This window comes from Mesorhizobium sp. 113-3-3, from assembly GCF_016756495.1.
In the GTDB taxonomy this organism is placed as follows: domain Bacteria; phylum Pseudomonadota; class Alphaproteobacteria; order Rhizobiales; family Rhizobiaceae; genus Mesorhizobium.
Genome location: NZ_AP023243.1, coordinates 6,075,484 through 6,087,072, shown reverse-complemented (window position 1 = coordinate 6,087,072; position 11,589 = coordinate 6,075,484). Strand labels below are relative to the sequence as shown.

Annotated in this window: 12 protein-coding genes; 11 read left to right on the top strand and 1 reads right to left on the bottom strand. The window is 63.6% G+C overall.

Annotation, left to right across the window (positions count from 1 at the left end; translation table 11 throughout):
- The first annotated feature begins 5 nt into the window (after window positions 1–5).
- From JG746_RS29560 to JG746_RS29525, 8 genes are all read left to right on the top strand, one after another.
- Window positions 6–596 carry an amino acid synthesis family protein gene (locus tag JG746_RS29560; protein ID WP_202355946.1) on the top strand — a complete coding sequence of 197 codons (591 nt, stop codon included), beginning with the start codon at window positions 6–8 and terminating at the stop codon, window positions 594–596.
- A gap of 32 nt (window positions 597–628) precedes the next feature.
- Window positions 629–1,087: a YbhB/YbcL family Raf kinase inhibitor-like protein gene (locus JG746_RS29555; RefSeq protein ID WP_202355945.1), complete on the top strand. Its 459-nt coding sequence runs from the start codon at window positions 629–631 to the stop codon at window positions 1,085–1,087.
- Window positions 1,088–1,157: 70 nt separating this feature from the next.
- Complete coding sequence (locus JG746_RS29550) at window positions 1,158–1,880, top strand: class II aldolase/adducin family protein (RefSeq protein ID WP_202355944.1); 723 nt, start codon at window positions 1,158–1,160, stop codon at window positions 1,878–1,880.
- A 114-nt stretch (window positions 1,881–1,994) separates the two neighbouring features.
- On the top strand, window positions 1,995–3,626 hold the full coding sequence (locus JG746_RS29545; protein ID WP_202355943.1) for a GMC family oxidoreductase: 1,632 nt from the start codon (window positions 1,995–1,997) through the stop codon (window positions 3,624–3,626).
- Entirely contained in the window at window positions 3,623–4,552 is a 930-nt protein-coding gene (gene fhmpcd1, locus JG746_RS29540) for a 5-formyl-3-hydroxy-2-methylpyridine 4-carboxylate 5-dehydrogenase (RefSeq protein WP_202355942.1), read from the top strand. The genes JG746_RS29545 and fhmpcd1 overlap by 4 nt, the downstream gene beginning before the upstream one ends.
- Before the next feature lie 2 nt (window positions 4,553–4,554).
- Complete coding sequence (locus tag JG746_RS29535) at window positions 4,555–5,388, top strand: ABC transporter ATP-binding protein (RefSeq protein WP_202355941.1); 834 nt, start codon at window positions 4,555–4,557, stop codon at window positions 5,386–5,388.
- On the top strand, window positions 5,385–6,212 hold the full coding sequence (locus JG746_RS29530; protein WP_202355940.1) for an ABC transporter permease: 828 nt from the start codon (window positions 5,385–5,387) through the stop codon (window positions 6,210–6,212). The genes JG746_RS29535 and JG746_RS29530 overlap by 4 nt, the downstream gene beginning before the upstream one ends.
- A gap of 33 nt (window positions 6,213–6,245) precedes the next feature.
- Window positions 6,246–7,256, top strand: a complete 1,011-nt coding sequence (locus tag JG746_RS29525) for an ABC transporter substrate-binding protein (RefSeq protein WP_202355939.1) — start codon at window positions 6,246–6,248, stop codon at window positions 7,254–7,256.
- Between the two features lie 37 nt (window positions 7,257–7,293).
- On the opposite strand, the gene JG746_RS29520 is transcribed toward JG746_RS29525, so the two are convergent.
- Window positions 7,294–7,719, bottom strand: coding sequence for a hypothetical protein (locus tag JG746_RS29520; protein WP_244730526.1), 426 nt, complete (start codon window positions 7,717–7,719; stop codon window positions 7,294–7,296).
- A gap of 101 nt (window positions 7,720–7,820) precedes the next feature.
- Here JG746_RS29520 and JG746_RS29515 point away from each other — a divergent pair, with 101 nt between their 5' ends.
- From JG746_RS29515 to JG746_RS29505, 3 genes are all read left to right on the top strand, one after another.
- Window positions 7,821–8,849, top strand: coding sequence for a putative B6 ABC transporter substrate-binding protein (locus tag JG746_RS29515; protein WP_202355937.1), 1,029 nt, complete (start codon window positions 7,821–7,823; stop codon window positions 8,847–8,849).
- 77 nt (window positions 8,850–8,926) lie between these two features.
- Window positions 8,927–10,495: a putative B6 ABC transporter ATP-binding protein gene (locus tag JG746_RS29510; protein ID WP_202355936.1), complete on the top strand. Its 1,569-nt coding sequence runs from the start codon at window positions 8,927–8,929 to the stop codon at window positions 10,493–10,495.
- Complete coding sequence (locus JG746_RS29505) at window positions 10,492–11,589, top strand: putative B6 ABC transporter permease subunit 2 (RefSeq protein ID WP_202355935.1); 1,098 nt, start codon at window positions 10,492–10,494, stop codon at window positions 11,587–11,589. The genes JG746_RS29510 and JG746_RS29505 overlap by 4 nt, the downstream gene beginning before the upstream one ends.

Genomic DNA, 11,589 nt, shown 5'->3' with positions numbered 1-11,589 from the left:
TAAAGATGAATTATTCCAGTGAAGTCGAAAGAGACTATGATGTCAGGGGATGGTACGCCTGCGTCCAGGAAAGCCGGCATGACGGCGGCACGCCTGGCGAAACCCTTGTCAAAGTCGCGACTGGCGTTGTCATACGCAATCCCTTCGCCGGAAAGTTCGTCGCCGAACTGTCTGATCTGACCAATCCGAGCGCAGCGATCGGTCATGCGCTCGGCGAGAGAGCCGTGGCGCTGCTCGGCAACAGGCCGGTCGAAAGCTACGGCAAGGGCGGTATCGCGGGTACGTCAGGCGAACAGGAGCATGTCGTCGCCTGCATAACCACTGTGTTCGGCGATCCGCTGCGCCAGCAGGTGGGCGGTGGCAAGGCCTGGATTTCGTCGGTCAGCAAGGTCGCTGTCGCCGGCACGACCATCGACATCCCGCTTGCCCACAAGGACGAGCTCTACATCCGTTCCCACTATGACGCCGTCACCTTTTCCGTGCCGGATGCCCCGCGCCCGGACGAGCTTCTAATCTGCGTCGCCGTCGCATCGGGTCCGCGCGTGCACCAGCGCGTCGGCGGCAAATCCGTCGCCGACCTCAAGGCCGGCGTCTAGCTCGATCGAATTGCTGAAAGGACGAAAATTTCATGCCTTTGAACATCAAGGACCTCAAGATCACGTCGGCGGATTTCAAGCCGCTCGGGAAACTGCGCGACGAACATGCCGGCGACAAGGGCAACGTATTGCCCAGGCTTACCGTCAGCGGCGTCCCGGCAGGGACGAAGGAACTCGCGATCATCTGCCACGATCCGGACGCGCCGCTCGCCAACGGCTTCACCCATTGGGTGGTCTACGGCATCGATCCCTCGACGACGGATCTTTCGGACGCGCAGGAAAAGTTCCGCGTCGGCCCCAACGGCGCCGGCGGCAAGCAATATTACGGACCCCAGCCGCCCGCTGGCCATGGAGAACATCACTACTATTTCTGGGTCTATGCCCTGGACACGAAGGTCGAAGGGACGCCCACCCGGGAGGAGTTCCTGCAGAAATATGCCGGCAACATCATCGAGCAGAATCGGATCGTCGGCATCTACGAAAACAAGTGAAATCCGCGGCCCTGGCGACCGATAACAACAACAAGAATGGTCGCCATCGCCGCAATGGGAGAATTTGGAAATGACAGACAACAGCCCGTTACACCAGAAGGTTTTCGAGGAGCTGGTTACAGCGACGAAGATACTTCTGAACGAAGGCATCCTGGATACGTTCGGGCACATCAGTGCCCGTGATCCCGAGGATCCCGCAAGCTTCTTCCTGGCGCAGAAGCTTGCTCCAAGCCTGATAACGGCCGGTGACATGCAGCGTTTCAACCTCGACGGCGAAACGTCGGACAACCGGCCGTCCTATCTGGAGCGCTATATCCACAGCGAGATCTACAGGGCGCGGCCCGACGTCCAGTGCGTGCTCCACACCCATTCCCCTGCCGTGCTGCCCTATTGCTTCGTCGACACGCCGCTTCGGCCGGTCACCCATATGGGAGCTTTCATGGGCGAGTCGGTTCCAGTCTATGAGATCCGCGACAAGCACGGCGACGAGACGGATCTCTTCGGCGGTGGCCATGATGTCTGCGCGGATATCGCCGAAAGCCTCGGCGACAGCACCGTGGTCCTCATGGCCCGTCATGGCGTCGTCAATGTCGGCAACTCCGTGCGCGAGGTCGTCTTCCGAGCCTTCTATCTCGAGCAGGAAGCGAAGGCGCTTACGGCCGGCCTGCAGATCGGCAAGATCAAGTATCTGTCGCCAGGCGAGGTCAAGACGGCGGGAAAGCTCGTCGGCGCTCAGATCGACCGGGGGTGGAACCACTGGTCGCAGCGTCTGAGAGAGGCTGGCCTGATCTAGAGCCGGTCGCCTTGTGGAATACCTAGGTGGTCCCGGCCCGTGCCGGGATTTCCAGGCCCGGTTTTCAACAGTTCCCTGACGCCACGGCGTCAGCCGAAGGCAATGAAACGCACCATGCCGCACGCTGAAAGCTACGACTACATCATTGTTGGGGCCGGATCGGCCGGTTGCGTGCTCGCCAACCGGCTGAGCGCCGACCCGGGATGTTCGGTACTGTTGCTGGAGGCCGGCGGCTGGGACCGCGATCCGATGATCCATATACCGCTTGGATGGGGCAAGATCCTGACCGAGCGTCGCCATGACTGGATGTATTTCTGCGAGCCGGAAGACAATGTCGGCGGGCGTCGGGTCGAGTGCGCGCGCGGAAAGGTCATCGGCGGATCCTCGTCGACCAACGCCATGGCCTATGTGCGGGGCAATCGCGGTGACTACGACCGTTGGGCAGCCGCAGGGCTCAGCGACTGGTCGTACGACAAGGTGCTGCCGTATTTCCGCAAGCAGGAAAGCTGGGAAGGCGGCGCGAACCAGTATCGTGGCGGCAACGGCCCGGTCAGCACCCAGTACTGCCGCTACAAGGACACGCTGATCGACGCCTTCGCGCAAGCCAGCGTGCAGGCAGGCTATGCGCAGACCAATGACTACAATGGCGAGCGGCAGGAAGGTTTCGGCCGCCTCCAGATGACGATTTCAAAAGGCCGGCGCGCCTCCACTGCGTCAGCCTATCTGCGGCCGGTGCTGAAGCGGCCCAACCTGACCGTCCTGACGGAAGCGAGCGCGACGAAGATCGTACTGGAGGGTACGCGTGCCACCGGCGTCACCATCAACCATCGTGGCGGCGAACGCACGGTTCTCGCCCGCAAGGAAGTGCTGCTTGCCGGCGGCGTGATCAACACGCCGCAACTCATGATGCTGTCGGGCATCGGGGCACAGGATGAGCTTGCCGCGCACGGGATCCAGACGCGGGTCAACCTGCCGGCCGTCGGCAAGAACCTGCAGGATCACGTCTCGGTCATCCTCATGTACCGGCGCCGGGCTCCGGGCGGCCCTTTCCTGCGCAACATGCGCGCCGATCGCATCGGCTTCGATTTCGTCAAGACCTACCTCACGGGACGCGGTTTTTCCGGCGATGTGCCCGGCGGTGTTGTCGCCTTCCTGAAGAGCGGTCCGGCGCGGCCGTTGCCGGACGTGCAATTGCTCTTCACGGCGGCGCCGCTCGCCGCATGGCCCTATTTCAAGCCGTTCAAGGCGCCGTTCGCGGACGGTTTCGCGACGCGCATCGTGGCGACGCAGCCTGAGAGCCGGGGAGCGGTGAAACTGGCGTCGGCTGATCCCTCGGCGGCGCCGCTGATCCACCAGAATTTCCTCGCGTCGCCGAAGGATTGGGAGTCGTTGCGGGCCGGTTTCCGGGTGGCAAGGGATCTGGCCGCGCAGCCCTCCATGCAGCCGTTCATCGAGGCGGAATTCTTTCCCGGTCCGAAGTGCCAGAGCGACGACGAGATCGACGAGCATATCCGCAAGACCTCCATCACCGTGCATCATCCGGCCGGGACCTGCCGGATGGGGGCCGATGCGGCCTCGGTCGTTGACCCGCAACTGCGGGTTCGCGGCGTCGACGGCCTCAGGGTGGTGGATGCGTCCGTCATGCCCGACCTGGTCTGCGGCAACATCAACGCGGCAGTGATCATGATTGCCGAGAAAGCCGCCGACCTCATCGCGAGCTCAAAACAAAGCGGGGCAGTGTCATGATCCGAAATATCGCCATCGTCGGTATGGGTACGATGGGGCCGGGCATGGCCGCGCGTCTCGCCAGAGGCGGCCTGCAGGTGGTCGCCTACGATGTCGCCCCGGCAGCGATCGAGCGCGCGCGATCCATGCTGGGCGTGGCCGAGACCGTTCTCGACGCCTTGGGTATCGCGCCACCGTCGGCTGGCACCGGAACGGTCCGCTTCACCGATGATATCCGCGATGCGGTATCCAGGGCCGACCTCGTCATCGAGAACGTTCCCGAGAACATTTCGGTCAAGGCCGATGTGTATCGCACGATCGATGGCCTTATAGGCTCCGACACGATCGTCGCCTCCGACACGTCTGGTATCCCGATCACCAAGCTGCAGGCGCATATCTCGCATCCCGAGCGGATGGTGGGCATGCACTGGTCGAACCCGCCGCACATCATCCCGATGATCGAGGTGATCGCCGGCGAGAACACCGCGCCGCAGACCGTGGCTGTTATCCGCGACCTGATCCGCTCGATCGGCCTGCTGCCGGTGGTGGTGAAGAAGGATGTTCCCGGCTTCGTCGAAAACCGCGTGCTTTATGCGCTGCTGCGCGAGGCGGTCGACCTTGTCGAGCGCGGCGTCATCGATCCGGAAGATCTCGACACCTGCGTGTCGTGGGGCATCGGCTACAAGATCGCCGTGATCGGGCCGATGGCGCTGCTCGATATGGCGGGGCTGGATATCTACAAGTCCGTCTCCTCCTTCCTCAATGCCGATCTCTCCAATCGCGACGACGTCGCGCCCATGGTGCTGGAAAAGACCAACGCGTCGAAGTTCGGCATCAAGTCGGGGGAGGGCATGTTCTCCTACACGCCCGAGCAGACCAAGGCACTGCAAGGCGAACGGGCGCGCAAACTCGTCGCGGTGCGGCGCATCCTGGAGGGCCGGGAGTAGCCATGCGCATGGAACCCATTCGAGCAGCAGGCGGTCGGCCAGCCCATATCCGCCACGATGACGATCTGATTTCCGCCAAGGGCGTTTCGGTGGTGATGGCCAAGCAGCTGGTTCTGCAGAATATCGATCTTTCGGTGCCGAAAGGGTCGTTTGTTTCCCTTATTGGTCCGTCCGGTTGCGGCAAGAGCACTTTGCTCAAGGTCCTGGCCGGACTTGTGAATCCGACGAGCGGCAGCGTTTCGATTGCCGGGCTTTCGCCGGTCGAGGCGGCGCGCAAGCGCATGATCGGCCTCGTCTTCCAGGACGCCAATTTGCTTCCCTGGAAGAACGCCGTCGACAACGCCTCGATGCTGCTTGGCATTGCCGACAAGTCGCTCTCGCGCGCTGAGTTGCGGGCGCGCGGCCAGCAGATGCTGGAACTGGTGGGGCTGGGCGACAGCGCCCACAAGCGCCCCCATGAATTGTCAGGCGGCATGCGCCAGCGCGTCGCCATCGCGCGGGCCCTGGCGCTCGATCCGGCGGTGCTTTTGATGGACGAGCCGTTCGGCGCGCTCGACGCCATCACCCGCGATGCGATGGGCCAGTCGTTGCTGGAGATCTGGCAGCGCACCGGCAAGACCATCGTCCTCGTCACCCATTCGATAGACGAGGCCATTCACCTGTCGCGCCATGTCCACGTGATGGGGATCAAGCCTGGGCGCATCACCGAGAGCCTCGACATTGCTCTGCCCTATCCGCGCGACCTGTCGGTCACGGAAGATCCGGATTTCGTCAGGCTGGTGGTTCAACTGCGCACCATGCTGCGCGCCAGCCACCAACCGGGAGGCGCGTCATGAGCGATCAACCCTTCACCAATCTCTCCGAGTCGCGGCCTGAGTCGCGCTTTGCCTCGACCTGGGGGGCGGCGACAGGCAGCTGGCTTCCGGCGGTCATCCTTCTGTTGGTGACGATCGTCGTGTGGGAAGCCGTGGTGCGGATTTTCGCCATATCCGCCTTCATCATTCCCGCCCCGTCCGAGATCGCGCAATCGCTGGTCGCGCAATGGGGAACGCTGATGCAGGCGACGCTGGTGACGGCGGGCGAGATCCTGTTCGGCTTCCTTGTCTCCGTCGTGGTCGGCATTGCCATTGCACTGGTCATCGTGCGTTTCGACTGGCTGGGGCGAGCGCTCTATCCGCTGGTGGTGCTGTTCCAGAACGTGCCCAAGGTGGCATTGGCGCCGATCTTCATCCTCTGGTTCGGCTACGGGCTCGCGCCCAAGATCGGCCTGATCCTGGTCATCGCCTTCTTCCCGGTGACCTTGTCGATGCTGGCGGGCATGCAGTCGGTCGACCGCTCGCTGCTGTCGCTGATGAATTCGGTCGGCGCCAGCCGTACGCAGATCCTGTTCAGGATTCGCGTTCCGCATTCGCTGCCCAACCTGATGGCAGGCACCAAGATCGCCGCGACGCTCAGCGTCATCGGCGCCATCGTCGGCGAATTCGCCGGTGCCTCGGACGGGCTCGGCTACGTCATCCAGTTCGCCTCGACCCAGCTCGACACCGCGCTGGTCTTCGCGGCCCTGCTCCTCGTTTCGGTGCTGGGCATCGCCTTCTACTACGCGGCCGAAATTCTCGAACGCATCGTGGTGCCGTGGGCGCCGAAATTCAGCCAGTCCTAGGTCCGCTCTCAACCAATGAAAAAGGGAACAAAAATGCTCAGACGCTCACTCATCAAGGCAGCCGCGCTTGCGGCGTGTGTCGGGACACTCGGCTTCTCGGGCGCGGCCCTGGCGGCGGACAAGGTCAACGTCCAGCTCGACTGGGTGGTGCGTGGCAACCACGCCATGTTCTTCGTCGGCAAGGAAAAGGGCTTCTTCGCCAAGAACGACATCGACGTCGCCGAAATCCGCAAGGGCTCCGGCTCGCCGGACGCCATGCGGCTGGTGGGCAATGGGAATGCGGATTTCGGTTTCGGCGATCTTCCCACGCTTGCCGTCGCGCGGTCGCAGAACGTTCCCGTCGTGGCGATGGCCGCCGTCAACCAGCACTCGCCGCTGGCGATCATCTCGCTGGCCAAGACGCTGAAGCTCGCCAAGCCGGCGGATCTCAAGGGTCTCACCATCGGCATTCATCCGGCCGGTTCGACCTACATCTTCTTCAAGGGCTTCCTGGCGGCCAACGGCCTGACCGAGAAGGACATGACGCTGAACAGCGTCTCTCCACCGTATGAAAGCTATCTGCTTCTGGGCCGGGTCCAGACGGTGGTCGGCTATGTCGACGCCGAGGTCCCCGAACTGGAGGCCAAGGCGGGCGGTCCCGGTTCTCTCAGCATCATGATGGGCTCGGACCATGGCTGGAAGGCCTATGGCTCCGGCCTGTTCACCTCGCAGGCAATGATCAAGGACAAGCCTGAAATCGTTGCCCGCTTCGTCAAGGCGTACAGGGAGGCCTTCGACTATGTCGTGGCGCACCCTGAGGAGGCCGCCGAGATCACGGCGAAGGCCGCACCCGGTTACGCCGACAAGAAGGATGTGCTGCTGGCGCAGATCAACGCCGACATCGCGTCGACCTTCACCAGCCCGGACACCAAGGAACACGGCCTTGGCTGGATGACGAAGACGCAGTGGGAAGAAACGTTGAAGACGCTCACCGATCAAGGCGTGCTCAAGGCGGCCCTGTCGGCTGACGACGTCTTCACCGACAAATTCCTGGCCAAGGAATAGGTCGCGCCATGTCGCGGGCCAACGGGTCGATGAGCGGCTATCGGCACGCCAGCCGGTCCTGCTCCACGCCGCAGGACACGGCGCGCGCTCCCTTGGCCGCGTCGATGCGGTCGAGCGTGATCTGCACCCGCGTGGCATATGCGCGGCCCGACAGGCCGCACCACAGCCGCTCGACCGGCAGGTTCTCGCGCTTGTCGTTGAGGATCGTGAACGTGCCGGTCTTGGCGTCGAACCAGAGCTCGACACGGGCGCTCTTGCCCGGCTCGACCGTCGCGATCCCGGCCGAATACCAGTGGGCGAAGTCGGCATTGCAGGACAGCCCTTCATTGCCCGCATTCGAAATCGTCAACGGCACCATGGCGAGCCCGTCGGTGCCCTTGCGGACGATGACATGGTGCAACTCGACCGCGTTGGCGAAGGGTGTGAGCGCCAGCATCACCGGAAGGACATAACGAATCTTCACTTTGCCCGATCTCCATGGGTAGATTTTCATCGGGCAGTCTATCTCGCTTCTGCGCAATAACAATAAGAATATTGATTGGGAAATCAAACAGAGAGGGTAACATGTTAAAGATTCTTAAGAGCAGTGTAAGTGCAGTTATACTGAGCGGTGTCTTGTTGGGCGGCGCGCTTGCCGGCGAAGTCAAGTCGATCGCTATCCTGACGCCTGAAGAAGGCACCGACTACGGCTGGAACCAGCAAGGCATCGACGCCGCCAAGGCGGCGGGCAAGGCCGCCGGCGTCGAAGTGGTCGTGGCCCAGGGCCTCGGCTACGGCGACGTTCGTCCGACCTTGCGCGAGCTTGCATCCGACGGCGCCAGCCTGCTGATCGCCCATGCCAGCGGTTACAACACCTCGGCGCCTGAAATCGCCAAGGAACTGAAGGTTCCGGTGGCAATCGTCGATACGCCGAACGGCCTGGAGAAGGGCCTCGTCGCCGACTACACGCTGAGCGGCCACCAGGGCGCTTACCTCGCCGGCCGTCTCGCCGCCAAGATGTCGCGCTCCAAGTCGGTCGGCATCGTCGTCTCGGGCGAACCGCCATCGTGGAATTCGCAGTCGGCGGCTTTCGCGCAAGGCGTGAAGGCGGAGAACCCGGACGTCAAGATCACTTATGCGGTGATCGGCCCGGCCGCCTACAGCGACGCGGCCGGCGGCAAGCGCGTCACCGAGAGCGTGATCGCGTCGGGCGCCGACATCATCTTCGGCCAGGGCAACGGTTCGAGCTTCGGTATGCTGCAGGCGGTCGAAACGACCAAGGCAGCGGATGGCGGCAAGGTCTATTTCATCGACGTCATCGGCGACAAGTCGCCGATCGACAAGGGCTTCCTGCTGTCGTCGGTGGTGTGGAACATCGAGCCTGTCTATGCGGCGATGATCGCCGACCTCAAGGCCGACACGTTCGGCACCAAACACTACACGATCGGCCTCAAGGACGACTCGGTGAAGCTGCTGAAAACCGCTGCCATTCCGGACAAGGTCTGGACGGAAATCCAGGCGCTGCGCGAGGACGTCATTTCCGGCAAGATCAAGGTCGATCCGGTCTATGACGCGGCCGCCGTCAGGGCGCTGATGACCAGCGTCGCCCAGTAAGGCGACCAGAAATCAGCTACCGGAGGGGCGATCGGTTCGCCCCTCCGGACGTTTCCCGTTTTCAGGGCTGGGCTTTCATGAGCAGTCTTTCTTCATCGCCCGTCGACAAGCGCGACATCGTCGCGCTGGAAGGCGTGACCAAACGGTTCCCCGGCATTGTCGCCAATGACAGCGTCGACCTGTCGATCCGCCCCGGCGAAGTGCATGTGCTGCTCGGCGAGAACGGTGCTGGAAAATCGACATTGATCGGCATGCTGTCGGGCCTGCAGCAGCCGGACGAGGGACGCATACTGGTCGACGGCAAACCAACGCCGATCACCTCGCCGCGCCATGCACTGGCGCTGGGCATCGGCACTGTGTTCCAGCACATGATGCTGGTGCCGACGCTGACGGTGGCGGAAAACCTTTTGCTTGGCGGACCGTGGTGGCAACGCCCCCGGACCGAGGAGCTTGAGGCGCGCGTCGCCGAGATCACCCGCAGCCTCGGCATCACGGTGAAGCTGCATGTCAAGGTTTCGGAGCTTTCGCTGGGTGAGCAGCAGCAGGTCGAAATCCTGCGCGCCATGGTGCGCAACAGCCGGCTGCTGATCCTCGACGAATCCACCTCCATGCTGACACCGAAAGGCATCGATGAACTGGGCGCGCTGATGCGCCGCCTTGTCGAGCAGGGCCTGGCGATCGTCTTCATCACCCACAAGCTCAAGGAGGCGGCGGCCTTCGGCGACCGCATCTCGGTCCTGAAGCTCGGCCGCAAGGTCGGCGAGATTCCACCCGAGCGGTTTCGCGCACTGGGTGAGCAGGCGATCATCTCTGAGATCGTGGAATTGATGTTCGGCAAGCGGAAAGACGATCCGGAAGCTGTCGAGCGTCCGGTCCGTACAGTCCAGGCCGATGCGGCGCCGCTGCTTCAGGTCGCGGATCTGGCGGTCGCGCCGACGGACAATGCGCCCGGCCTCTCGTCGATCTCCTTCGACATCCGCCCGGGCGAGATCCTGGGCATCGCCGGTATCGACGGCAACGGCCAGAAGCAGTTGGCGGAAGCGCTGGCCGGCCAACGCGGGGCGACCGGCGGTTCAGTGCGGCTGGAGGGTATTCCCATCGAGGCGCTGAGCGTCGGCGAACGCCGCCGGCGCGGTCTGCGCTACCTGACCGATGACCGGCTGGGCGAAGGCACTGTCGGCACCTTCCCGGTGTCGATCAACTTCTTCCTCAAGCAGGTCGGCGCGGCCCCGTTCTGGCGCCACGGCGTTGAGCAGCGTGGCGAGATCGACAGGCGCGCGGCAGAGCTCGTGCGTGAATACGACGTGCGCACGCCAAGCCTGAAGACGCCGGTCGCCCGGCTGTCCGGCGGCAACATCCAGAAGGTGCTGCTGGCACGAGAACTGGCCGAGGGTGCCAAGGTGGTGATTTTCAACAAACCGACCTATGGGCTCGATCTCGCCAACACTTTGGCGTCGCGCCAGCGCATCCGCGATACGGCGGCCCGCGGTCTCGCCGTGCTGCTCATCTCCACTGACCTCGAGGAGTTGCTGAGCATGTGCGATCGTGTCGCCGTCATCGCCAATGGAGCGCTGGTCGGCACCGTCGAGAACACCGACGACGCCCGCACCAGGATCGGCCGCCTGATGATCGGACTTGCCGCATGAGCATCGACACCTCACCCACGGCCAGTGCCACCGCACTCGATGCCACGAGCGCGGCGGCGACGCGCCGCGACATCCTGCACCGGCTGCTGATGACACTCGGCCCGATCCTCATAGCACTCGTCATCGCCGGCTGCATCCTGCTTGCCGTCGGCGTCGACCCGCTCGCCTATTACGGCTTTGTGCTGGAGAAAGGACTGTTCTCGCCGCTCGGTATCCAGCAGACGTTGACGCGCATGGCGCCGCTGCTGTTCCTCGCCGCCGGCTTGATCGTCGCCTTCCGCGCCGGCATGTGGAATCTCGGCGGCGACGGCCAGTTCCTTCTCGGTGCGGTGACGGCAGCCGCCAGCGCTCCGGTGTTGGTGGAGATCTTGCCGGCTTGGCTGGCGCTCATCTGCTCGTTCCTCATCGCCATGGTGGTGGCGATGATCTGGTCGCTGGTGCCGGCTCTGCTGCGCGCCTATCAGGGTGTCAACGAGATCATCACCACGCTGATGATGACGTTCCTCGGCACTTCGCTCGCCAATGTGCTGGTCAAGCTGGCATTTCGTGATCCCACCACGACCGTGCCGCAGACCCGCACACTGCCGGTGGAAGACCGGCTGCCGCGCCTGTTCGAAACGACCATCACCAGCGGCCTGCTGCTTGGGCTGGCGGCGATCATTATCGTGCATCTGGTGATGACGCGCACGGCGTTCGGGCTGAAGCTGCGGATCGTCGGCGCCAATCCGCGCGCGGCGGTCCATTCGGGGCTGGGCGTCCCCGGCCTGACCGTCGCTGTCTTCGCCATTTCAGCGGGGCTCGCCGGCCTTGCCGGCGCCGTCGACATCATCGGCGTGCAAGGCAATGTCCGCGCCGACTGGAACCCCGCCTACGGGCTGGCGGTCATTCCGGCCGTGTTCCTCGCCCGCATGAACGGCTTTGCGGCCATCGGTTTCGTGTTCCTGCTCTCGGTGCTGTCGATCGGCGGCGAAAGCGCGGCGCGGCGGCTCGGCGTGCCCAATCATTTCACGCTGGTGCTGGTTTCCATCGTGCTGATCGTGCTGGCGCTCGCCGAATATGTCGACCATCGCTACAACCAGTCGAGAAAGGCTTAG